This is a genomic window from Pseudomonas sp. I2, assembly GCF_040984075.1.
In the GTDB taxonomy this organism is placed as follows: domain Bacteria; phylum Pseudomonadota; class Gammaproteobacteria; order Pseudomonadales; family Pseudomonadaceae; genus Aquipseudomonas; species Aquipseudomonas guariconensis_B.
Genome location: NZ_JBCGFQ010000018.1, coordinates 62,260 through 84,710, shown reverse-complemented (window position 1 = coordinate 84,710; position 22,451 = coordinate 62,260). Strand labels below are relative to the sequence as shown.

The window sequence follows — 22,451 nt, the reverse complement described above, 5'->3', positions numbered from 1 at the left end:
TGGCTGCAGGTCGAGGCGCGCCTCATGGCGCGCTCCAGGTCAGGGCGAACAGCGTCTGCCCTGGCAGTTGAAAGTGCAGGGTGCCGTCGTGGCAGGTGAAGGCGGCCTGCCGGGCCTGGCTGTCGGGGCCGAACAGTTGCAACTGGCCTTGCGGGCACTCGCGGCGCGCCGGTGTCCCGGCCAGGGTCAGGCCCACCTGCTGCACGCGCTCGGCTTTGTTGACGCCTAGCAGGCTGCGCTGGCGGCCTTCGGCCATGGCCAGGGCATCGACTTCGAAGGCGTCGTTGTCCAGGCTCAGCACCTGGGTTAGCCAGTGACGCTGGATGAACTGCTGGGCGAGCCCCACCGGCTTGAGTTCGAAGTGGTCCTCGCCGAGCACGCGGACCATGCCCTTGGGCCACTCCGGCTCGTCGGCCACATGGAACCAGTTGAGCATGTCGAGCAGGCCATCGGCCGAGGCGTTGACCACCACCGAGGCCCACCACAGGCTGGCGTAGTGGGTGTCCTGGTCGTAGCGGCTCAGGCTGGAGCCGCTGGACATGTTGGTCTGGTCCAGCAGCAGCGCCTTGCGCGGCCGGCCCTGGTCGTCCAGGCCAACCAGTGCGGCGGCCTGGCGCACGCTGTCGCGGTAGCTGCGGGTGGCCAGCAGGTCGCGGACCATCCACTCGTGCCAGGCCAGCGCGTCGATCTGCGCGTCGTGTTCGGCGAGCAGGCGCCGCGACCAGTCCAGGCCGATGCGCTGGCGGCTGCCTTCGTGGAATGGCCCGTTGACCAGGTTCGAGCTGGCCGGCATGGCGATGCGCACCCCGGCCTCGCGGGCACCGGGGAAGCGCTGGACGCGCTCGAGCATGGCCTGGAAGTAGCGCCGGTAGCTGGCGTAGTCGCTGTAGTTGAGGTTCGGCTCGTCGGCAAACGCCAGGTAATGCAAGGCCTTGCCGCCCAGCTCGCGGGTGGCGGTGAGCCAGGCGTCCAGGCCATCGTCGCTGGTGCGGTCGGCAGCCAGCACCGAGCGCCGTCCGGTGCCCGAGAGCAGGGTGATGTCCTGCGTGATCGGGTAGCGCTGCTGGTAGAAGCGCCGGAAGTCGTTTTCGTAGTTCGGCTTGCGCGCCAGCAGGTCGAGCAGGCTGTAGTAGCCGGCGGCCCGGGGCTGCAAGGCATCGAGCACCGCATGGCTGGAAGGGGGCGGCATCACGTAGGGCAGGTTGACGCCCAGGCTGGGCGTCGGGCCCAGCACCCTGCCGCCCAGGCGCAGGGCGACCTTGCCCTCGGCGCTCGGCAGTGGGCCGAGGTCTGCGGCGCGCTGGGCGAACAGGTTGGCGCTGCCGTCGAGCCAGAACGCCGCCTTGCCCCGGCCTTGCAAGTGCAGGCGGTAGGTTTGCGCGGTGCTGGATACCGGCAGTGCCAGTTGGTCGAATTGCCAGTAGGCGCGGTAGGGCTTGAGCGTCAGCTCCAGTTGCCGCTCGTCGCCCAGGCGCTGCACCTGCAGGCCGCGCACGCCACCGTGGTACTTGCCGGCCAGGGTGGCCTGCACACCGGCCGGCACCTGGAAGAACAGCGTCACACCCGGCCCCACTTCGGCGCTGAAGTGCACCTTGGCCGGGGCGAACAGGGCGCGGGTGCCGTCGCTGTACTCGACTCGGTAGCGGCGGAAGCTGTAGCCGGGGATCTCCAGGCGGTAGGCGTTGTCGCTGGCAGGCAGCGGCCAGCGCTGGTGGCCGCGGGCCTGCTCGGGGGGGATGTGGCGCTCGGCCTGCAACTGGCCCTGGCCGTCGAGCAGGTAGAGCCGTTCATGGTTGGCCTCGGCCTGCCAGGCCGGTCGCCAGCGGATGTCCAGGGTGTCGCCGCGGGGCGCGAGCAGGTAGAGGCTGCCATCGCGGATATCGCCCCACGACAGCGGTGCCGCCTGCGCGGCAGTGCCCAACGTCAGGCTGGCGAGCAACAGGGCCAGGTGCTTCATGCCGGCCTCCGTTGCAGCATCTGGCGCAGCGGCGCCAGGTCGCTGGGCAGCACCAGCAAGGTCTGCCACAGGGGAACGCCGCTGAGCCGGCAGTACAGCACCAGCATCGCCACCGTCACTGCCAGGTAGGCGATGGACGAGGCCAGCGCGGCGCCGACGATGCCGAAAGTGGGGATCAGCACCACATTGAGCACCAGGTTGAGCGCCGCCCCCAGGCCCATCAGCAACGACACCGTGCCGGGGCGGTTCTTGCCCAGCAGGTCCAGGCGCAGGATGCTCGCGTAGCACAACCCCAGCAGCCCCGGCAGCAGGGCGAGCAGGGCCGGGTAGGCCGGCTGGTACTCGGCACCGAACAGGGTGACGATCAGCCACTCGCCGATCAGCGCCATGCCCAGGCAGGCGCCGAGCATCACCGTGGCGGTCAGGCGCAGGGCCAGCGGGGTCAGTCGCTCCATGCCGGCATCCTGCTGCAGCAGGCGTTTCATCAAGGGCGTGGTGACCGCCTCGGGGACGATCAGCAGCAGTTCGGCGGCCGCGCTGGCCATGGCGTAGTGGCCCAGGGCGGTGCTGCCGAGCAGGGCGCCGATGAACAGGTAGTCCGAGCGCAGGATCATCTGCTGGAACAGCACGTCCGGGTGGCTCCTGGCGCTGTAGGCGAGCAGTTCGCGCTGGCCGCGGAAGTCCCAGCGCAGGCGGATCGAGTGCTGGCGGCCGAGCCAGTACAGACCCAGCAGCGCCACCAGGCCCAGGCCGCCAAGCCAACTGATCAGCGCCGCCTCCAGGGCCGCGTCGTGCCACATCCAGAACAACCCGACGAACAGCAGCAAGGGCACCAGCGACTCGGTCAGGCGCAGGGCGTTGAAGGCGCCGACGCCGCCGGTGCTGTTGTGCAGGGTCAACAGGCCGCTCTTGAGCACCGTCAGCGGCACCGCCAACAGCAGCAGCCAGGCCAGCAGGCCGAGCTGGGCGGTGGCCTCGAGCTCGGTGCCGAAGGTCCGCGCCAGGGCCACGCACACCAGGGTCAGCGCCCCGGCGATCAGGCAACCGTAGACCAGCACCTGGCTGAGCAGCAGGCCCAGGCTGCGTTGCTGGGCCGCCTGGTAGCCGACCGCGGTGTTCAGCCCACCGCTGGTGAACGCGCTGATCAGGTCGGGCAGGGTGCTGAGCAGGGCGAACAGGCCACGTTCGCTGGGGCCGAGGATGCGCGCCAGCAACACGTTGCGCAGCAGGCGCAGGGCGATCATCGCCACTTTGGTGCCCATGCTCAGCAGCATGTGGCGCAGGTAGCTGTTGCGGTTCATGCCGTGCCTCCGCGGCTGATGCGCCAGGCCAGCAGCGAAGGCCGGCTGGCGGTGCGCTGGCTGACCCCGATGCGTGGCAGGGCCAGCGGGTCGTCATGCCCCTGGCAGATCCCGGCGCGGGTGCTCAGGGCATAGGGGTAGCGGTGCGCTGCCAGGCGCGCGCGAACCCGGGCGTCATGGTCGCCATTGGGGTAGCAGTACACCGGCAGCGGCTGCGTGCAGCCTTGCTGCAAGGCCTGGTGGCTGCGGCTCAGCTCCTCGTCCAGGCGCTGGTCGTCGAGCCCCGGCAGCAGCGCGTGGCTGGCACCGTGGGGGCCGAAGCGGATCAGCCCGGTGCTTTCCAACTGGCGCACCTGGCGCCAGTCCAGGGCCTGGGGCTGCGACTCGGCCGGGCAGGCGTCGGTCAGCAGGCACAGTGCCTGTGGGGCGAGCGACTTCAGGCTTTGCAGGTAGCCGGCCAGCACCTGGCTGCGGGCATGGGGGCGCTCATGGATGAAATAGGCCGCCGGCACTGGCCGGCCGACCTTGCGCAGTTGTTCGATCAGGGCCTGGCGCGGCGCCTCGCCATGGCTGCCCCACAGGGTCTCGCCCAGGCTCTCCCACCAGAAGCGCTGGCGGCTGCCGATGTAGTCGGTGGACAGGAAGATGCTCGCCGGCACCTGGTGCCGTTGCAGCAGTGGAAAGGCATGCAGGGCATTGTCGCGCCAGCCGTCGTCGAAGGTCAGGGCGACCTTGGGCCGTTGTGTGCCACGGGGGTGTTCATGGGCCTTGAGCAGGTCCATCAGGTGCACGCAGTCGAAGTGCCGTGGCAACCAGCGCAGCAGGCACTCGAAGGCCTGCGGTCCGACGCACAGTTCATTGCGATGGGGCAGGGCCGCGCTCGCGTCGTCGGGCAGCACCCGGTGCAGCATCAGGATGACCCCGGCGCCGCGCAGCTGGCTGCGGCCCTTGGGCGAGTTCAGGTACAGCCAACCGCCGGCACGCTTGAGAGTGGTCTTGATCGGCATGACAGGCACTCATCGGGTCTGGTTGGGGGTCCATTGGTTGTAGCTGTGCCCGCGCAGGAACTGCCACAGGCCGACGCTCATGCCGGCCAGGGTCACCAGCACGAAAGCGGCGAGGCGAAACGGCCTGGGCAGGCGATGGCGCACATCCAGCAGGCCGGCCACGGCGATGGCGTAGCCGAGCAACTGGGCGGCCAGAGTCAGGCGGTAGAAGCCATGCTCGTCGAGCAACCAGAAGTTGACCAGCAGCAAGGGCAACAGCAGCACCGGGGCCAGGCGGCGGACCAGCTTGTGGCTGATCAGCGCGATGGCGTACAGACCGTGGCGCAGGGGGTCGAGCAGTTCACGCCGAGCGGCGAGGCTGATCAGGCCGCCGACGGTGACGCGCTGGCGGCGGCTGAACTGCCGCTCGGCTTCGTCGACGCCACAGTCGAGCACCGTGGCTTGGTCGACATAGACGACACGCTTGCCGGCGACTGGGGCACAGGTATTGATGTAGAAGTCGTCGTTGACCCGTTCGGGGATCGGCTGGTACAGCTCGCGGCGCAGCGCCTGCAGGGCACCGTCGGCCGAAACCGTGCAACCGGTGCGATTCTCCACCCGGCGCAGCCAGGCTTCGTAGCGGCGGTAGAGGCTTTCGCCCAGGCTCAGGCCCTTGCCCGCCACGGGGATGATCATCTTGCCGACCGTGCCGCCGACGTCGGCGTCGGCGAACGGCGCCAGCAGTGCGTCGAGGGTGCCGTCGACCCACTGCACGTCGCAATCGGTGAACACCAGGATGTCGCCCGTGCAGTGGGCGACCGCGGCGTTCAGCACGCTGTTCTTGCCTTGGCGCGGCAGGTCGAGCACCAGGATGCGTGGGTCGTCGAAGTTGCGGGCCAGGGCCACGGTGCAGTCGCTGGAGCCGTCGCTGGCCAGGACGATCTGCAGGCTGGCGACGCGACAGTCGTGCGCCAGCAGGTTGCGCAGCTTGTCCTCGACGTGCCGCTGCTCGTTGTGCGCGGCCACCACCACGCTGACGTGCTGTGCTGGCAACGGCGCGGGGCGGCGCCGGGGGAAGAACGGCCCCATGGCCGTGAGCAGCAGCGGGTAGCCCAGCCAGGCATAGAAAGGCAGGAGCAGGCATAGCCAGAAGATGAATTCAGCCACGAGCGGGCCTCCTTGCGTTGCAGTTGAACAGATTGAGCACCAGGGCCGCGCCGGCCAGGTGCAGGCGGATCCAGTGCAGCCCCCACAGTTGCAGGATGAACAGCGGGTCGCGGTGCTTCAGGCCCTGGCGCAGGCTCAGCGCCAGGGCGGGCAGGGCGCCGACCAGCAGCAGGAGCAGGGCGGTGTGCCCTGAGCCGGCCAGGAGCAGCGACAGGGCCAGGGCATCGAGCAGCCAGATCGCCAGCGACAGCAGCGGGAAGCGCAGCAGGCGCAGGTTCAGGCCATGGCTGCGCAGCAGTTGCACGTGGCTGCCCTGGCGCCAGAGCTCCTTGCCCAGCCATTCCGCCCAACTGCCCTCGAACCCCCAGTGCAGCACCACCGGCTGGCGCAGCACCCGCAGGCGGGCGCCGGCCTGGTGCAGGCGCAGGGTGAAGTCCTTGTCCTCGCCGGTGCGCAGGCGCTCGTCGAAGCCACCGACGCGTTCGAACCACTGGCGCTGCATCAGCAGGTTGGGGGTCGGCAGCCAGGTGCTGTCCTGCACTGTCTGCCCGGCGCGCAGCGTGCGGCGCTGCCAGGCATAGGCGAACCAGGGCGCCTGGCGCGGGGTATCGCAGTCCAGGGCGAAGACATCGCCTTCGCCACGGCGGTGCAGTTCGAGCAGGCGGCCGAGCCAGTCGGCGGGCACTTCGATGTCGGCGTCGAGAAACGCCAGCCACTGCCCCTGGCTGGCCCGCGCGCCATGGTTGCGCAGGGCGCCGATGGCCATGCCTGGCAGGCTCAGCACGCGCGCGCCATGGGCCCGGGCGATACGCGGCCCGGCGTCGCTGGAGCCGTTGTCCACCACCAGCACCTCGCAGGCCAGGCCTGCCTGCGTGGCGGCGGCCTGTACCGCCTGCAAGGTCCGGGCGATGTGCCGGGCCTCGTTGAGCATGGGGATGACGACGCTGACCAGGTTCATGCCACGCCCCCCACCGCCCGCGTTTCGGCGGCCTTGCGCCAGGCCACGCTGGACAGCGCCAGCATCAGCCACAGGTACTTGTGGCTGGGGGCGCTGAGGAACATCAGGAACAGCGCCAGGGCAAGCATGCTCATGGTCAGGTGGGTCATCATGTCGGCCTGGTCCTGGTCGCCGGCGGCCTGCCAGGCGGCGCGCGCTCGCCAGAAGTTGCGCAGGGCCAGGGCGATCATGCCGACGAACAGCAGCCCGGCCGGCAACCCGGTTTCGCTGACGATCTCCAGGTAGGTGTTGTGGGCCCGGCGGTAGAGGTCGGTGACCTTGCTGTTGACCGGGGCGAAGGCTTTGGAGAAACCGGTGCTGGCATAGTGCAGCGGGAAGGTGCCAGGGCCGGTGCCCAACACCGGGCTGTCGCTGATCATCTCCCTGCCCACCACCAGGTAGGAGGCGCGGCGGCCCAGGGACTCGTCCTTGTGCGCATTGACCCCGGACTTGAGCAGCACCAGCGACTGGATACGCTCGACGTAGCCGGCCGGCATCAGCGCCGCCCCCAGCGGCAACACGATGGCCAGGCCGAGCATGGCGAACCCCAGGTGCCGCGGGCGGATGCGCCGCAGCTGTTCGCGGTAGTTGTAGAGCACGATGACCAGGCTGATCATCAGCACCACCAGGCCCGAGCGCGATTCGGTCTTGGTCATGCCGGCCAGCAGCAACAGGCAGCAGGCGGCCCAGAACAGCTTGACCGGCACCTGGCGGCCCTTGATCGCCAGCCACAGGCTCATCGGCATGGCCACGGTGATCAGCATGGCGAACAGGTTGGGGTCGAGCATCGCGGTGGCGCGGCCCTGTTCCTGGTACTTGGTGGAGAGGATGGCGAACAGGCACATCACGCACACGCTCAGGCTCACCAGCCGCGCCAGCATGGCCAGGTTCAGGTCGCGACCGACCAGCAGGGCGATGACGAACACCACCAGGCCGACGATCAGTTCACGCAGGTGGCCCAGGGACAGGGCCAGGTTGTCGCTGGTCCACAGGCTCAGCAGGTACAGCACCAAAAACGGCAGCAGCAGGCGCCAGTGGCTGCTGCGCAGGCGTTCGCCGGGCAACTGGCGCACGGCCAGTTGCAGGGCCAGGATCAGCGCCAGGCCGACCCCGACCAGCTTGGCGCCGGAGAGCAGGCCGTCCTTGAGCAGCCCCTCCAGCGGGACCAGCGTGGCGATCGCCAGCAGCCCCCAGGCCGGGCGCCGGTACAGCACCAGCGCACCGGCCAGGGCGAGCACCGCGCCCGGCGCCAGGTAGGGATAGGGGCTGGCCAGCAGCACCAGGCACAGCAGGCCGGCCAGGCTGACCAGCGACAGTGGGATGATCATGTGACAACCTCCTGTGCCGCGCCCTGGTAGACCTGGGCCCAGTGCCGTGCCAGGGTCGGCAGGTGGTAGCGTTCCTGCTGGGTCTGGCGGGCACGGGCCACCAGTTCGGCGACCTGCGCCGGGTCGTCGAGCAGGGCTTGCAGGTGCCGCCCCAGCTCGTCGACCGCCAGCGGCCGGGCCAGCAGGCCGTTGCGGCCGTGTTCGATGACATCGGGGATGCCGCCGACGCCGAAAGCCACCACCGGCACGCCTTCTTGCATGGCTTCGAGCAGGATCATCGGCGTGCCTTCGGTGCGCGAGCTGATCACCAGGGTGTCCAACCGCGCCATCCAGCTGCGCATGTCGTGCTGAAAGCCCGGCAGGCTGATGCGCTCGCCCAGCCCGGCGGCATCGATGCGGGCCTGCAGCGCGGCGCGTTCCGGGCCATCGCCGAGCATCACCGCCTGTAGCCGGGGGTGGCGCTGGCACAGCGGGATCAGGGTGTCGAGGAACAGGTCCGGGCCTTTCTCGCGGCTCAAGCGGCCCACGTAGCCGACCAGCCACTGGCCGTTGCCGTGGACACGCCTGGGCGCTGCGGCGGCCTGCGGCAGGCCATTGGGGATCACCTGCAGCTTGCCGGCCGCGACCCCCGCCTGACGCAGCAGCGCGGCGATGCTCTCGGCCACGCAGACCACCCGCTGCACCTTGGGTGTGCGGCACAGCTGCAAGGTGAGCCAGGTGTATAGGCGCTGCTTGCGGTTGCTCGGGGTGAAGCCGTGCTGGGTACTGACCAGCGGCAGGCGCCATAGGGTCGCGCCCAGCCAGCCGAACACCAGGCCCTTGAAGTTGTGGGTGTTGATCAAGGGCCGTTCACCCCGGTACTGGTGCAGCTGTGCCAGCAACTGCACCAGGCCCTGGCACGATTGACACGCGACGCCGGCCTCGCGAAAGCGCGCCACCAGCTGCGCCGGGGCATCGAGGAACAGCACCCGATGCTGGCCCGGCGTGGCCTGGCAGTGGTCCAGCAGCATGCGCTCGGCACCGTAGAACCCGCCACTGCTGAGCAGATGGAGGATCGGCCGGTGGCCGGCGGGCACGGCGGCGTTCAATTGCGCACCCAGTGCATCAGGCGTGGCAGCGACCAGGACCGATGCGGGTTGGGCAGGGCCGGAGCCTGGTCGTTGATCACCAGCAGCACCGGCAGGTCCAGTTGATGGGCGATCTGCGCCGGATGCTTGAAGCGATGGTCGAAGAACTCCTTGATGTAGACCAGGGCGATCGACAGCAGGATGCCCGTGAGCAGGCCGAACGGGATGATCAGGCCAGGTTTGGGGAAGGCCGCGGTGGTCGGCTCGTACGGCGCGCTGAGGATCCGCGCGTTGGACTGGCTGCCATCGAGCAGGCCCTGGCCACGGCTTTCCTCGTAGCGCTGGGCGTAGGTGGAGAAGGCCTTGTGCAGGGCATCGATCTCGGTGTCCAGCTGGCGGGTCTTGCTCTGGGTCTCGCGCAGTTGGTGGATGCGCGCCTTGTAGTCGGCGATGCGCTGGGTCTTCTGGTCGATCACCTGCTGAGTCACGGCCAGGTCCTGCTGGCGTTCGCGGATACGGTTGTCGACGATCTTGAGGAACTGCTGGCGGGTGCGGCCGATCTGCTCGCGCAGCAGCAGCATGGGTTCGGCGCTGGCCTGGAACACGGCCAGGTCGGCGCCGTAGCGGGCCACCTGACTGGTCAGCTGTTCACCCAGTTGCTTGATCTCGCGGTCCTCGAAGGCCACGTTGTCGACCGTGGTGGTGAAGGTGTAGGGGAAGCTGTAGTCGGTCATCCTGGCCTTGTTGGCCATGGCCATGCTGCTCTTGAGGTAGTCCAGCCACTGGCGGTTCTGCAACTGCCGGTCGCGGTACAGGTTCAGCGCCTGCTCCTCGGTGTTGATGGCGTTGAGGCGGAAGGTGATCTCCTCTTTCGGGTCCGACGAGCCGACCGCTTCGAGCAGGCCGAGGCGCTGGCTCTCCAGGTCGCCCAGGCGGGCCTGGTAGTGCAGCTTCTTCTGCTCGTAGAAGGTTTCCGGCAGTTCGTTGGACTGCAAGTCCTGGCGGTTCTTCAGGAAGTTGTCGAGCAAGCGCTGGACGAACAGGGTGCCGAGCTTGGGATCGTCGGCGCTGTAGATCACCGAGATCACGTTGGAGCCGGGCAGGGTCTCGACGGTGAGTTCCTTGATCGCCTGGTCGGTGAGGTCATCCAGCGCGGTGTCGCGCTGTTCGGCCACCTCGTTGCCGAACAGGCGCTTGAGCGGGTCGGTCACGTGTTCGCGCAGGGGCACGGACACATAGCGCTGCAGCAGGCCGGGCTCGGCCTGGTAGTGGCCTTCCTGGCGCAGCTGGTCGATGGTCTGGCGGATCAGCGTCGGCGAGCGCAGGATGTTGCTCTCGGTCTCCATGTCGGCCAGCGAGGGCGGGATGAAGCGGTCGGCTTCCTGGGTCAGGGACGAGCTGGTGTCGCTCTGCGAGAGCTTCTTGGACTGCACGATGACCTCGGCGGTGATGTCGTAGCTCTGCTTGAGCACCAGCGGCAGCACCACGGCGATCACCGCGAAGATCAGGAACACCCGTTTGACCAACTGGCGGTTGGCGAAGAAGATCCGGAAGAACTCATGCACGTAGTTCTCTTTGGGTTGCGTAGTCATGGCGTTCTCCCGGTCATTCGGCGTCGATTTCGCGCCGGTCGTTGTTGTCGTCCTTGCTGTCCAGGCGATAGCTGAAGTTCACGCCCATGCCCTGGAACAGGATCACGTCGGCCAGTTGCCGGGACAGCTCGCCAGCGCTGGCCAGCTTGGTCTTGGGCACGTAGAGCATGTCCTCGGGCTGCAGGTAGGCGATCGCCTGGCTTTTCCCCGACAGCGCTTCGTCGACGTCGTAGTTGTAGGCCTGCACGGTGTTGCCGTTGCGCCGCATGATCACCACCGAGCCGAGCCTGGCCTTGATGGTCGGGCCGCGTGCCAGGGTCAGCGCCTCGAGCACCGAAACCGGGCGGCGGATCGGGAAGGCGCCGGGCTGGCCGACCTCGCCGAGCACGTAGATCTCGTTGACGGCGGTGGACTTGAGCAGCACATCGACGGTCATGCGCCCCGGCAGGCTGGCGTAGCGCTCGTTGAGGTAGTCGCGCAGCTGGTTGACGGTCATGCCCTGCAGCGGGATCGAGCCGATCTCGGGGAAGGTCGCGCGCCCGTCCATGCCCACGGTGATGTCGCGGCTCATGCCGGTGCCGGGGTGGGTCAGGGCATCCTTCATGGTGCTCATGGGGCTGAGCACGCGCACCGTGACCTGGTCGCGGTTGCGCTGGAACACGCGCTTGTTGCGATAGGCCTGCTGGATGGCGCTCTCGGCTTCGGCGGTGCTCATGCCGGCGATGTTCACGCTGGTGTTGGTGCTGGGCAGGGTGATGCTGCCGTCGGGCTGCACCAGTTGGCTGCCATTGAGGTTGCCGGCGGCGAGGAAATTCAGGTCGACGGTATCGCCGGTCTGGATGCGGTAGGCCCCCGAGCTGCTGCTACTGCCGAGGTGGAAGATCACTTCCAGCACGTCCTGCGGGCGCAGCACCTGTTCCTGGCGGGCGATCTCGGTGTTCTGCGCCTCGGTGGGCGGCGCGGTGAGGATCTGTACCGGCATCTGCCGGGCTTCCTGGCTGGCGCAGCCGGTCAGTGCCAGCACGCACAGGGCAATCGATGGGTATTTCATGGTGGGTATCCTGTGCTGGCCTCAGAGGTTGTCGTACAGCCACTTGGGCATGTAGTACTTGCGCTTGTTGAACACGCTGCCGATCAGCCGCGCGCCGGCCTGGCTCAGGCGCTGGGCGGCGGCCTGGGCGACTTCCCAGCGCGTCTGCTCGCCGCACACCACGAGGATCACGCCATCGACCAGGGGGCCGATCACCAGGCTGTCGGCGCTGGCATAGACGGCTTCGCCGTCGATCACCACGAAGCGGTACTGGGCCGCGAGCTGGCGCAGCAGCACGCGCAGGCGCTCGGGGTCGAGGCGGTCGCGGCCACGTATCCAGGTGCCGCCGGGGAGCATGTCGAATGCCTGGTCGGACAAGCGCACGATGCAGTCCTCGGCCAGTGGCGGGGTGTCCTGGTCGAACAGCAGGTCGGTGAACCCGCGCAGCTTGCCCAGGCCCAGTTGCTGGCTGAGGCTGTTGGCACTGTTGCTGCTGTCGATCAGCAGCACGCTGCCCGCGCTCATCAGGGCCAGTTGGCTGGCGAAGGCCAGGGTGCTGGTACTGGTGCCGCTGCCGGTGTTGGCCGCGGTCAGCAACAGGGTGCGCTGGTCGAGGTCAAGGACAGTGGCGGTCAGGTTGGTCTCGCTCGGGGTGGCGATACTCAGGCTTCTCGAAGTGGAACCGTCCATCTCAACTTGCTCCGTGGCCAGTGAAGACTTTGAACGGAGTCTTGAAGAGGATCTTCAGGTCCAGCATCAGGCTCTGTTCGTTGATGTAGCTCAGGTCTAGCTCTACGCGTTGGTCGAAGTCGATGTTGCTGCGTCCGGAGATCTGCCAGAGGCCGGTCATGCCGGGGTAGATGGACAGCCGCGCGAGGTGGTTGTCCTTGTAGCGGTAGGCGTTGAACGAGGTGGGGCGCGGGCCGACCAGGCGCATGTCGCCGGTGACCACGTTGATCAGGTTGGGCAGCTCGTCCAGGCTGCTGCGCCGTAGCCAGCCGCCGACCGAGGTGATGCGCGGGTCCTTGTCGATCTTGAAGTCGATGGCATCGGCGCCGTGCTTGTTCAGGTGGCGCAGCGACTCCTTCAGTGCCTCGGCGTCGGCGACCATGGTGCGGAACTTGAACATGCCGAACACCCGCCCGCGGTAGCCAGTGCGCTTTTGCACGAAGAACACCGGGCCCGGGCTCGAACGCTTGATCAGCACGGCGAGCACGATGAACAGGGGTGATAGCACCAGCAGCAAGGCCAGTGCGGCGAGGCACGACAGCACGCGGTTGGTCCGCGACAGGGTCCACGGTCGCCCACCGACGCGGCCGGTAAGCCAGCCGCGGCCCTGCATGTGGATGGCCGCGTCGATGCGCTGCCGGTGCAGTGGGTCCATGCGTTTGTCCTGGTGCAGCGCCTGCAATTGCGCGCTTCTGGGTTGTCCCGTCATACCGCCCTCCGTTGATCCGCCTGCTCGCCTGCCGGGGTGGTCGTCGTGGCGTTGGGCGCGCAGTACTCTTGAAACCAGGCGATGAATCGCCTGAGCCCTTCATCGAGGGAAACCTGTGGGGTGAAGCCGGTGACCCGGGCCAGGGCGCTGGCATCGGCGCAGGTGGCCAGCACGTCGCCCGGCTGCAACGGCAGCAGCTCGATCACTGCATTGCGTTGCAGGTGCTTCTCCAGCAGCGCCAGGTAGTCGAGCAGTTCCACCGGGCGCTGCCCGCCAATGTTGTAGAGGCGCCAGGGCGCCTGGCTGCTGGCCGGGTCGGGGGCATGGGGGTTCCAGTCCGGGTCGCCTGCCGGCGCCCGTGGCATCAGCCGCACCAGGCTTTCGACGATGTCGTCGATATAGGTGAAGTCGCGCTGGTGGCGGCCATGGTTGAACAGCTGAATCGGCCGGCCTTCGCTGATCGCCTTGGCGAACTGCATCGGCGACATGTCCGGGCGGCCCCAGGGGCCGTACACGGTGAAGAAGCGCAGGCCGCTGCAAGGGATGCCGAACAGGTGGCTGTAGCTGTGGGCCATGGCCTCGTTGGCCTTCTTGGTGGCGGCGTACAGTGACAGCGGATGGTCGACGGTGTCCTGCACGCGGTACGGGGTCTGCCGGTTGGCCCCGTACACCGAGCTGGACGAGGCGTATAGCAGGTGCTGCACTGGGTGGCGGCGGCAACCCTCGAGGATGTTGAGGAATCCGACCAGGTTGCTGTCGATGTAGGCCTGGGGGTTTTGCAACGAATGGCGCACGCCGGCCTGGGCGGCCAGGTGCACCACCACCTCCGGGCGCTCCATGGCGAACAGCCGGGCCATGCCGTCGCGGTCGCTCAGGTCGAGGTGGCGCAGGTTGAAGTCGCCGCCTTGCTGGCGGACCCAGAGCACCCGCGCATGCTTGATGGCCGGATCGTAGTAGTCGTTGAAATTGTCCAGCCCCACCACCTGGTGGCCGTCGCGCAGCAGGCGCAGGCAGGTGTGGGCACCGATGAAACCGGCCGCGCCGGTGACCAGCACTTTCATGGCGCACCCACTTGTGGGGCGACCTGGCGCAGGCCGATGCCGCTGTAGAGCAGGCCATGGGCCGCCACCTGCTCGGGGTTGTACAGGTTGCGTCCGTCGACGATCACCCGTTCGCGCAGCTTGCTGGCCAGCAGGGCGAAGTCGACCACGCGAAAGTTCTTCCATTCGGTGCAGATCACCAGGGCATCAGCGTCCTGCAGGGTGTCGTCGCGGGTGGCGCACAACTGCAGGTCGTCACGGTAGCCGTAGAGGCGCCGGCATTCGTCCATGGCCTCTGGGTCGTAGGCGCGCACGGTGGCGCCTTCGGCCCACAGCGCTTCCATCAGGTAGCGGCTGGGCGCCTCGCGCATGTCGTCGGTGTTGGGTTTGAAGGCCAGGCCCCAGAGCGCGATGGACTTGCCGGCCAGCGGCGTGCCCAGGCGCTGCTTGAGCTTGGCGAAGAGGATCTGGCGTTGCCGGTCATTGACCTCGGTGACGCTCTGCAGCAGGCGCAGCGGCATACCGCTGCGCTCGGCGGTGTGCAGCAGGGCCTTGAGGTCCTTGGGGAAGCACGAGCCACCGAAGCCGCAACCGGGGTAGATGAAGTGATAGCCGATGCGCGGGTCGGAGCCGATGCCCCGGCGCACCGCCTCGATGTCGGCGCCCAGCTGCTCGCTGAGGTTGGCCAGCTCGTTCATGAAGCTGATGCGCGTGGCGAGCATGGCGTTGGCAGCGTACTTGGTCAGCTCGGCGCTGCGGTTGTCCATGAACATCAGTTTTTCGTGGTTGCGGCAGAACGGGGCGTAGAGCTCGGCCAGTTGGTCGTGGGCGATCTCGTCGCGGGTGCCGACGATGATGCGGTCCGGGCGCATGCAATCGGCCAGGGCACTGCCTTCCTTGAGAAACTCGGGGTTGGACACCACGCGCACTTGCAACTGGCCCTTGCCCAGGCGCTGCAGTTCCTCGCGGGCCAGGGCCAGGACCTGGTCGGCGGTCCCCACCGGCACGGTGGACTTGACGATCAGGGTGCGGTCCTGCTCCATCAGCGCGACGATCTGGCGGGTGACATCGAGCACATGGGAGAGGTCGGCCGAGCCATCCTCGTCGGGCGGGGTGCCGACGGCGATGAAGATCAGCTCGGCGTGGCTGACGGCATCGCTGGCCTGGGTGCTGAACAACAGGCGACCGTCCTTGATGTTGTCTTCCAGCAGCTCCGACAGGCCTGGCTCGCTGATCGGCGGCACGCCCTGGCGCAATTGGTTGATCTTGTGGGCGTCGACATCCACGCACAGGACCCGGTGGCCTACATCTGCCAGGGCCGCCGCCTGTACCAGACCGACATAACCAGTACCAAAAACGCTCACGTCCATGCGCAGTGCCTCGTATGGATGAGTAATAGGGATGAAACAAGGTGGTGAATTCGGTATAGCTCAGCCGTCCGGTTTTGCGTCAAAGCAATGGCATGTTTCGTTGAATTTACAAGCGCTGAGCGAGAGGGCCATCTGCCATCAACCCTTTTCCAATCCGTGAGTTAGCGTGGAAAGCTACTGGCAATTGGCCGGTTAGCAAACCGATGAACGGTCAAAGGCCGCGAAAAACGTGGGCTGTACGTGATAGAGAGTCTCAAGGATGAGTCACTTGTACCGCCAAAATACAGCGTGACGTTAACGCCGGAAAATTGACTTTCTCGGCTTGTGATTTGTTACAGGGCTGCTACGGTTTGAAGGGAAAACCATGACCGGAGTGGCCGAATCATGCGCGCAGGGATCAAGGGATTGTTGCTGGTCGCCTACCTGGCGAGCTTCCACACGTATTACCAGGAGCGGATGGAAGCACTGGGCATCGGCCCTGCATTGCTGATGTACCTGGGGCTGTTCGCGATCACGACCGTGGCCTTGCTGTTGACGGCCTGGATACGTCCTGCCTGGGTACGCTGGCCACTGGCCGTGGCGTTGACGGCCAGTGCGGTGTTCTTCGATGCCTACACCCGCATCACCGATTCGTACCTGACCTACAGCGCGTTCGTCTCCATGGTCTATTCCGGCGGCTTCATCCACGAGGCGCTGCAGCAGTACCAGCAGGCGATCAGCGTGGCCCTGGCCAAGGGGCTTTTGCTGCTGTTCGGCATCGGCCTGCGGCCGGGCGCCGTGCCTCGTTTGCCACGGCTGGTGCCGGTCGCGGCACCGTTGCTGGCCTTGCTGCTGCTGATCGGCATCCTGTTCGTGCGTGCCGGCGAAGGTGCCCGTGGCCTGCCGGTGATGTACACGCCGCTGGCCTACCTGAGCCTGTTCACCTACGAGTCGCTGCACGACAGCGTCGGGCCGCGCCAGCCGGTGACCCTGGCCCGTTCGGGGTCGCCCCTGGCACGGGACATCGTGCTGGTGATCGACGAAAGCGTCGCCGGCAACTACCTGGACCTGAACACCCCGGCGGGGGTCACCAGTCACCTGGCCCAGGCGCAGCCCGGGGTGGAGATCTTCAACTACGGCTATGCGGCGGCGGTGGCCAACTGCAGTGCCGACACCAACGTTACCTTGCGCTATGGCGGGACCCGCGCCGATTACCTGCGGATCAACTCGACCGGCCCATCGATCTGGCAGTACGCCAAGCAGGCGGGGCTGGGCACGGTCTACATCGATGGGCAACGTACCGGCGGCAAGCTGCAGAACCTGATGACCGAAACCGAGAAGCGCGACATCGACCGCTTCGTGCAGTTCGACGACACGCCGGTGATGCAGCGCGATATGGCCGCGTTGCAGACACTGGTGCAGCTGCTGCGGGACGACCAGGCGCAGTTGATCGTGATCAACAAGGTCGGCGCCCACTTCCCGGTGCACGACAAGTACCCCGACGCATTCATGCAGTACCAGCCGGCGCTGCCGCGTGGGCGCTTCGCCGACGTTGCCGACACCGGCACCCGCGAAGGTTTCGATGGCCGGCCGCAGGACTGGGTGCTGTATCGCAACTCGTACCGTAACAGCCTGCTGTGGAGCGTGGGCGAGTTCTTTCGGCGCCTGTTCGCCGAGGGCGACCTGAGCCAGGCGGTGGTGATCTATACCTCCGACCATGGGCAGGACCTGCATGAGCGGGGCGATCCGGGGTTGAACACCCATTGCGGCAGCGACCCGGTGGCGGAGGAGGGGTTGGTGCCATTGGTGGTGATCCAGGGCCAGGGGGTGAAGTCGCTCGACTGGCGCGCGCACCTGGGCGACAACCACAACGCTTCCAGCCACTACAACATCTTCCCGACCCTGCTGAGCCTGATGGGGTATGACCGGGCAGGGGTGACGGCGATGTACGGGCGGGCGCTGGATGTGGCGACCGAGGACCCCTTCACCTTCAACGTGCGATTCAATGCGCGGCTGGGGGCGAAGCCGGATTTCCGGCGTATCGACCTGGGGCGGATCGTGACGCCCAAGCCGGACAAGGTGATCGCGGTGCAGTAGTCATCCTGGGGCCAGGTGCCATCCCGAGGTCATTAGGGCCGCTTCGCGCCCCAAAAGGGGACAGCACCGCGTCACGCCAACGCCAGGGGATGCAACGCCCGGAACCCTTGTGCCTCTTCCACCAGCCAGTCATGCACCGCCCGTGCCCCCGGTTGGCCCAGGCCCCCCGGCGGGTAGTGCAGCATGTAGCGCTTGTGATTGGCGATCGGCATGCCGAACGGCACGATCAGCGCCCCGCGCTCGAGCTCGTCGTTGAGCAGGGTGCGCCGGGCGATGGCCACACCGACCCCGGCAATGGCTGCCTCGATGGTCAGGTGGTTGCGGTTGAAGGTGTGCCCGCGGCGCACATCCAGCCCACCTGCGCCGATGCTCTGCAGGTAGAACTCCCATTCGGCGTATTCCGAGCTGCCACGCCAGGCGGTGATGTCGTGCAGCAATGGGTAGTGCACCAGGTCCGCAGGGCCATGCAGGGGCGGGCGCCCGCGCAGCAGGGCCGGCGAGCACACCGGGAAGATCTGCTCCTCCAGCAGCGGGGTCGAGCGCATGCCCGGGTAGCTGCCATCGTTGAGGTCGATGGCCAGGTCGAAATCGTCCGGGTGCAAGGCCTGGTTGCTGTCCTCGGCCACCAGGCGCAGCTCGATGTCCGGGTAGCGCTGCTGGAAGCGCGGCAGGCGGGGTGTCAGCCACTTGGCCAGGAACGAGGGGATCGATCGCAGGCGCAGGGTGCCGCGGATCTCGCCGGCATCCAGGCGCAGCAGTTCGGCTTCGATGCTGCCATAGGCTTCGGTCACCGTCTGCGCCAGGCGCTGGCCCTCGGCGCTCAGCTCCACGCCACGGGCCCGGCGCAGGAACAGGCGGTAGCCCAGGCGCTCCTCCAATTGGCGCATCTGCTGGCTGACGGCACCGGGGGTGATGTGCAGTTCCTCGGCGCAGCGGGTGAACGACAGGTGCCGCGCCGCGCAGGAGAATACATGCAGCCAGACGAACAGCTGGCCATTGAGTTGTCGTCGCATCGTTTAGTTAGGCTAAAGCCTTGCTTAGGAACTTTCGTTGGTCATTGGCGGGTGTGCGCGGCAGTATCGCGCAAATTCGCAATACCGTTCAATTTTTCCAGAGAGCCGTGTCACGGCGCAGTCGCCCGTCACGGTCAGGCATTAGCATGGCTATCAGTGTTTTCGACCTTTTCAAGATTGGCATCGGCCCCTCCAGCTCCCATACCGTCGGCCCGATGCGTGCCGCGGCCACTTTCGCCCAAGCCCTGCGCGAGCGCGGGCTGCTGGCGCAGGTGAGGCGTGTCGAGGTACGCCTGTACGGCTCGCTGTCGGCCACCGGCGTTGGCCATGCCACCGACCGTGCCTGCCTGCTTGGCCTGATGGGCCAGTGGCCGGACCGTATCGAGCCGCAGAGCATCGAGCCACGCATCGAGCAGTTGCTGGATACGCAGCGGCTGATGCTCGACGGCAGCCACCCGGTGGCCTTCCAGTATGCCCGTGACCTGCTGCTGCTCGACGAGAACCTGCCGTACCACCCCAACGCCATGCGCTTGCACGCCTTTGGCGAGCACGGGCAGCGCTTCAGCCAGACCTACTATTCCATCGGCGGTGGCTTCGTCGTCGAGCAAGGCGAGATCGATGCCCCCGAGGCCAATGCCGACCCGGTGCGCCTGCCCTATGAATTTTCCAGCGCCGCAGAGCTTCTGGCGCTGTGCAGGGCGCACCGGCTCAGCGTCAGCCAACTGATGCTGGCCAACGAATGCACCTGGCGACCGCAGGCCGAGGTGCGCGAGGGCTTGCTGAAGATCTGGGCGGCGATGGGCGAGTGCGTCGCCAACGGCCTGCGCAACGAGGGCATCCTGCCTGGGGGGCTCAAGGTCAGGCGCCGCGCTGCACGCTTGCACCGCAGCCTGCAGGAGGCGGGCAAGCCCAACGTGATCGGCTCGACCCTGAGCGCCATGGAATGGGTCAACCTGTTCGCGTTGGCCGTCAACGAAGAGAACGCCGCCGGCGGGCGCATGGTCACCGCGCCCACCAATGGCGCGGCCGGCATCATCCCGGCCGTGTTGCACTACTACATGAAGTTCAACCCCGGCGCCAGCGACGACGATGTGGTGGCGTTCCTGCTGGCCGCGGCGGCGGTGGGCATCCTGTGCAAGAAGAACGCCTCGATCTCCGGCGCCGAAGTCGGTTGCCAGGGCGAGGTCGGTTCGGCCTGCGCCATGGCCGCCGCGGGCCTGGCCGAGGTGCTCGGGGCGACCCCGGCGCAGTTGGAGAACGCCGCCGAGATCGCCCTGGAACACAACCTGGGGCTGACCTGCGACCCGGTCGGCGGCCTGGTCCAGGTGCCGTGCATCGAGCGCAACGCCATCGCCGCGGTCAAGGCGATCAATGCGGTGCAGATGGCCCTGCGCGGCGACGGCGAGCACTTCATCTCCCTCGACCAGGTGATCCGCACGATGCGCGATACCGGCGCCGACATGCACGACAAGTACAAGGAAACCTCGCGTGGCGGCCTGGCCGTGGCCTTCGTCGAGTGTTGATGGAGCCAGAAAAATGACGATTCGCGCCAGGGTTTTTCAAAAGTTACCCTGGCTAGGTGTACGGTTGTCGGGTTTTTGACTTTTCGCCTTGGCGAGCGCGCAAATCCAGCCTACAACTGTGAGATGGCACATTGCCTCTGGGCATCCGTCTCCAAAACCTAGGGAAGGCTTGGCGCATGACTCGTGAAAAGTACCGCACCGATATCGACGGCTTGCGCGCGGTGGCGGTGATCGCCGTCTTCGTGCATCACCTCAATACCGCGTGGCTGCCGGGCGGCTTCATCGGTGTCGACATCTTCTTCGTGATCTCCGGTTTCCTCATCACCTCCCAGGTCTTCGCCGAAGTGCGCGAAGGCCGCTTTTCCCTCAGGCGGTTCTACCAAAGGCGGATCAACCGTATCGTGCCGGCGCTGGCCACCGTGCTGCTGGCCAGCGTGGTGGTCGGTGCCTTCCTGCTGTCGCCGGTCGACCTGATGCGGCTCAACGCCACGGCGTTGTTTTCCCTGCTGGGGGTGTCGAACTTCTATATCTGGATCACGTACGGCAACTACTTCGCCGCCGACGCCAGCGAAGCGCCTTTGCTGCACACCTGGTCGCTGGGCATCGAGGAGCAGTTCTACGTGGTCTGGCCGCTGCTGGTGGTGCTGGTGTACCGGCTGGCTCCCCGCCACCTGCTGCTGGTGCTGGGCGTGGGGGTGGCGCTGGCCGTGGCGTTCTCCCACTACGCCACCGGGATGTTCGCCACGGCGTCCTACTACTTGCTGCCCACGCGCTTCTTCGAGCTGATGCTCGGGGGTTGGCTGGGCCTGTACCTGCAGCAGCCACGGGCCATCGGTCGTGTGCGTGCCGGGGTGTGCACGGTGCTTGGCTACCTGCTGATCGGCGTATCGCTGGCATGGCTCGGCGAAGGTGCGCCGTTCCCTGGTCTCAACGCACTCTGGCCCTGCCTGGGTGCGGCCTTGCTGATCTACGCCGGGGCGGGTGGGGCACGGTCGCCGTTGTTGAGTAGCCGGCCGATGGTGTTCATCGGGCTGATCTCCTACTCCCTGTACCTGTGGCATTGGCCGTTGATCGCCTACCTCAACTACTTGGGCGTCCCCATTACCCTGGGCGTGGGCGGCGCCGTGGTGGTGGTCGCGGTGCTGCTGTCCTGGCTGTCCTGGCGCTATGTCGAGGTGCCGATGCGCCGCAGCGGGGTGCAGCTGCGCTTTGCCCAGGTGTTCTTCCGGCGCTTCGCGGTGCCGGCGCTGGGCTTGGTGCTGGTGGCAGGGGTGACCCAGCAGTTCGAAGGGTTCCCGCAGCGCTTCAGTGCCAAGGTCGAGAGCCTGGAGGCCATGACCTTGAGCAAGCCTGCCGAGATCCGCCGGGGCTGCCATGTGGTCAATGCCCTGTACACCACCGGGCCCAAGGACGACTGCCGCCTGGGTGCCGAGAAGCCGGCCATCGACGGCATCCTGGTGGGTGACTCCTTCGCCAACCATTTCTCGGGCATGGTGGACATCCTGGCGCGGCCAGACAACATCAGCCTGATGGACTACACCATCGACAACTGCCTGCCGGTGCTCGGCTACACCGGCGGCATGTCGCCTGTGTACGCGACCCATTGCGACTTGCGCAATGCGCGGGTGTTCGACCTGATCGAGCGCAACCGCTACCGCTATGTGGTGCTGGCGGGCAGCTGGCCGCGCGACGAAGCGGCCAAGGGCATCATCGAGGACAGCATCCGCCATGCCGTGGAGCACAGCGGCCAGGTCATCGTGATCCTCAACAACCAGCCCATCGACAAGGCCGCCACCTGCCCGATCCGCCGGCTCATGTTCGACCTGCAGCGCCAGTGCGAGACCGACGAAAGCAGCCGGCCCCACTACTGGGCGCAGATCCGCGCCAAGTACCCCCAGGTGCGCTTCATCGACCCCAACCAGGTGATCTGCCCGGGCCAGCGTTGCAGCCCGTTGATCGACGGCAAGCTGCTGTACCTGGACAACGCCCACCTCAACGAGGTCGGCTCGCGCTTCATCGGCCAGACGCTGCTGGAGCGGGGGTACTCGTTGTTGCGTGACCCTGTGGGGCGGTCGTGACCGGCTGTCGAGTGCGTCCTGCGGGGCGGGTGATGGGCTGATTTCCTACATGGTTCTTTGAAATACCAGACTTTGGCTTTTTGATCATTTCTGGAAAATATGCCCGTTACGGGCATATGTCGGATCCGTGGTGAGCGAAAGCTTTGCGGATGCCCTGGCCAGCAGTGTGATGGAGGTCTGTTGTGACCAGCAAACTGATTGAGTCCTTGCGCGACGACCTGTCCGCTCTCCACGAGACCGGAGCCGTTGGCAAGGTCACGATGCGTGAATTCGAAGCGATCTGCCCGGCGCCGGTTCGCGACTTCAGTGCGCTCGATATCAGGCGGTTGCGCGAGACGCTCAATTTCAGTCAGCCGGTGTTCGCACTGCACCTGCACACCTCGACTTCGACCATTCGCAAATGGGAGCAGGGTGAAACGCGTCCTGCGGGGCCTGCCTTGAAGTTGCTCAATGTCATCGCCGACAAGGGGCTGCACGCCATTCTCTGA

Annotated in this window: 18 protein-coding genes; 4 read left to right on the top strand and 14 right to left on the bottom strand. The window is 66.9% G+C overall.

Annotated elements, in window-relative coordinates; translation table 11 throughout:
- Positions 1–22 precede the first annotated feature (22 nt).
- From WCE05_RS11600 to WCE05_RS11540, 13 genes are all read right to left on the bottom strand, one after another.
- A complete protein-coding gene (locus WCE05_RS11600) occupies positions 23–1,957 on the bottom strand; it encodes a hypothetical protein (RefSeq protein WP_368815958.1) in 1,935 nt (644 codons plus the stop codon).
- The gene (locus WCE05_RS11595) at positions 1,954–3,258 is read right to left on the bottom strand and encodes an oligosaccharide flippase family protein (RefSeq protein WP_253081383.1); all 1,305 of its coding nucleotides are present in this window, start codon (positions 3,256–3,258) and stop codon (positions 1,954–1,956) included. Before WCE05_RS11595 ends, WCE05_RS11600 begins: the two co-directional genes overlap by 4 nt.
- Positions 3,255–4,265, bottom strand: a complete 1,011-nt coding sequence (locus WCE05_RS11590) for a polysaccharide deacetylase family protein (protein WP_225787951.1) — start codon at positions 4,263–4,265, stop codon at positions 3,255–3,257. The genes WCE05_RS11595 and WCE05_RS11590 overlap by 4 nt, the downstream gene beginning before the upstream one ends.
- 9 nt (positions 4,266–4,274) lie before the next feature.
- Positions 4,275–5,411, bottom strand: a complete 1,137-nt coding sequence (locus WCE05_RS11585; protein ID WP_225787950.1) for a glycosyltransferase — start codon at positions 5,409–5,411, stop codon at positions 4,275–4,277.
- Entirely contained in the window at positions 5,404–6,369 is a 966-nt protein-coding gene (locus WCE05_RS11580; RefSeq protein ID WP_368815957.1) for a glycosyltransferase, read from the bottom strand. Before WCE05_RS11580 ends, WCE05_RS11585 begins: the two co-directional genes overlap by 8 nt.
- A complete protein-coding gene (locus WCE05_RS11575) occupies positions 6,366–7,736 on the bottom strand; it encodes an O-antigen ligase family protein (RefSeq protein WP_368815956.1) in 1,371 nt (456 codons plus the stop codon). The genes WCE05_RS11580 and WCE05_RS11575 overlap by 4 nt, the downstream gene beginning before the upstream one ends.
- Entirely contained in the window at positions 7,733–8,746 is a 1,014-nt protein-coding gene (locus WCE05_RS11570) for a glycosyltransferase family 4 protein (protein ID WP_225787973.1), read from the bottom strand. Before WCE05_RS11570 ends, WCE05_RS11575 begins: the two co-directional genes overlap by 4 nt.
- A gap of 74 nt (positions 8,747–8,820) precedes the next feature.
- Positions 8,821–10,395 (bottom strand): Wzz/FepE/Etk N-terminal domain-containing protein, encoded by a 1,575-nt coding sequence (locus WCE05_RS11565; RefSeq protein ID WP_225787947.1) that lies wholly within the window; start codon positions 10,393–10,395, stop codon positions 8,821–8,823.
- Between the two features lie 13 nt (positions 10,396–10,408).
- Entirely contained in the window at positions 10,409–11,446 is a 1,038-nt protein-coding gene (locus WCE05_RS11560) for a polysaccharide biosynthesis/export family protein (RefSeq protein WP_225787946.1), read from the bottom strand.
- A 21-nt stretch (positions 11,447–11,467) separates the two neighbouring features.
- Positions 11,468–12,115, bottom strand: coding sequence for a CpsD/CapB family tyrosine-protein kinase (locus tag WCE05_RS11555; RefSeq protein WP_253081388.1), 648 nt, complete (start codon positions 12,113–12,115; stop codon positions 11,468–11,470).
- Between the two features lies 1 nt (position 12,116).
- A complete protein-coding gene (locus WCE05_RS11550; protein ID WP_225787944.1) occupies positions 12,117–12,863 on the bottom strand; it encodes a sugar transferase in 747 nt (248 codons plus the stop codon).
- Positions 12,860–13,924 (bottom strand): NAD-dependent epimerase, encoded by a 1,065-nt coding sequence (locus WCE05_RS11545; protein ID WP_225787943.1) that lies wholly within the window; start codon positions 13,922–13,924, stop codon positions 12,860–12,862. The genes WCE05_RS11550 and WCE05_RS11545 overlap by 4 nt, the downstream gene beginning before the upstream one ends.
- Positions 13,921–15,273, bottom strand: a complete 1,353-nt coding sequence (locus WCE05_RS11540) for a UDP-glucose/GDP-mannose dehydrogenase family protein (protein ID WP_225787942.1) — start codon at positions 15,271–15,273, stop codon at positions 13,921–13,923. The genes WCE05_RS11545 and WCE05_RS11540 overlap by 4 nt, the downstream gene beginning before the upstream one ends.
- A gap of 384 nt (positions 15,274–15,657) precedes the next feature.
- Here WCE05_RS11540 and WCE05_RS11535 point away from each other — a divergent pair, with 384 nt between their 5' ends.
- On the top strand, positions 15,658–17,349 hold the full coding sequence (locus tag WCE05_RS11535) for a sulfatase-like hydrolase/transferase (protein ID WP_368815955.1): 1,692 nt from the start codon (positions 15,658–15,660) through the stop codon (positions 17,347–17,349).
- Between the two features lie 71 nt (positions 17,350–17,420).
- Here the strand turns inward: WCE05_RS11535 and WCE05_RS11530 are convergent, their stop codons facing one another.
- Positions 17,421–18,362: a LysR substrate-binding domain-containing protein gene (locus WCE05_RS11530; protein WP_225787940.1), complete on the bottom strand. Its 942-nt coding sequence runs from the start codon at positions 18,360–18,362 to the stop codon at positions 17,421–17,423.
- A 146-nt stretch (positions 18,363–18,508) separates the two neighbouring features.
- Here WCE05_RS11530 and WCE05_RS11525 point away from each other — a divergent pair, with 146 nt between their 5' ends.
- The 3 genes from WCE05_RS11525 to WCE05_RS11515 all read left to right on the top strand — a co-directional run bounded on the left by WCE05_RS11525 (position 18,509) and on the right by WCE05_RS11515 (position 22,451).
- The gene (locus WCE05_RS11525; protein ID WP_368815954.1) at positions 18,509–19,885 is read left to right on the top strand and encodes an L-serine ammonia-lyase; all 1,377 of its coding nucleotides are present in this window, start codon (positions 18,509–18,511) and stop codon (positions 19,883–19,885) included.
- 176 nt (positions 19,886–20,061) lie between these two features.
- Complete coding sequence (locus WCE05_RS11520; protein ID WP_368815953.1) at positions 20,062–21,963, top strand: acyltransferase family protein; 1,902 nt, start codon at positions 20,062–20,064, stop codon at positions 21,961–21,963.
- Positions 21,964–22,145: 182 nt separating this feature from the next.
- On the top strand, positions 22,146–22,451 hold the full coding sequence (locus tag WCE05_RS11515; RefSeq protein ID WP_225787937.1) for a DNA-binding transcriptional regulator: 306 nt from the start codon (positions 22,146–22,148) through the stop codon (positions 22,449–22,451).

Coding starts and splice junctions, on each gene's coding strand:
- WCE05_RS11600 (WP_368815958.1), bottom strand. CDS start 1,957: ATGAAGCACCTGGCCCTGTTGCTCGCCAGCCTGACGTTGGGCACTGCC.
- WCE05_RS11595 (WP_253081383.1), bottom strand. CDS start 3,258: ATGAACCGCAACAGCTACCTGCGCCACATGCTGCTGAGCATGGGCACC.
- WCE05_RS11590 (WP_225787951.1), bottom strand. CDS start 4,265: ATGCCGATCAAGACCACTCTCAAGCGTGCCGGCGGTTGGCTGTACCTG.
- WCE05_RS11580 (WP_368815957.1), bottom strand. CDS start 6,369: ATGAACCTGGTCAGCGTCGTCATCCCCATGCTCAACGAGGCCCGGCAC.
- WCE05_RS11575 (WP_368815956.1), bottom strand. CDS start 7,736: ATGATCATCCCACTGTCGCTGGTCAGCCTGGCCGGCCTGCTGTGCCTG.
- WCE05_RS11570 (WP_225787973.1), bottom strand. CDS start 8,746: ATGCTGCTGGACCACTGCCAGGCCACGCCGGGCCAGCATCGGGTGCTG.
- WCE05_RS11565 (WP_225787947.1), bottom strand. CDS start 10,395: ATGACTACGCAACCCAAAGAGAACTACGTGCATGAGTTCTTCCGGATC.
- WCE05_RS11560 (WP_225787946.1), bottom strand. CDS start 11,446: ATGAAATACCCATCGATTGCCCTGTGCGTGCTGGCACTGACCGGCTGC.
- WCE05_RS11555 (WP_253081388.1), bottom strand. CDS start 12,115: ATGGACGGTTCCACTTCGAGAAGCCTGAGTATCGCCACCCCGAGCGAG.
- WCE05_RS11550 (WP_225787944.1), bottom strand. CDS start 12,863: ATGACGGGACAACCCAGAAGCGCGCAATTGCAGGCGCTGCACCAGGAC.
- WCE05_RS11545 (WP_225787943.1), bottom strand. CDS start 13,924: ATGAAAGTGCTGGTCACCGGCGCGGCCGGTTTCATCGGTGCCCACACC.
- WCE05_RS11540 (WP_225787942.1), bottom strand. CDS start 15,273: ATGGACGTGAGCGTTTTTGGTACTGGTTATGTCGGTCTGGTACAGGCG.
- WCE05_RS11535 (WP_368815955.1), top strand. CDS start 15,658: ATGCGCGCAGGGATCAAGGGATTGTTGCTGGTCGCCTACCTGGCGAGC.
- WCE05_RS11530 (WP_225787940.1), bottom strand. CDS start 18,362: ATGCGACGACAACTCAATGGCCAGCTGTTCGTCTGGCTGCATGTATTC.
- WCE05_RS11525 (WP_368815954.1), top strand. CDS start 18,509: ATGGCTATCAGTGTTTTCGACCTTTTCAAGATTGGCATCGGCCCCTCC.
- WCE05_RS11520 (WP_368815953.1), top strand. CDS start 20,062: ATGACTCGTGAAAAGTACCGCACCGATATCGACGGCTTGCGCGCGGTG.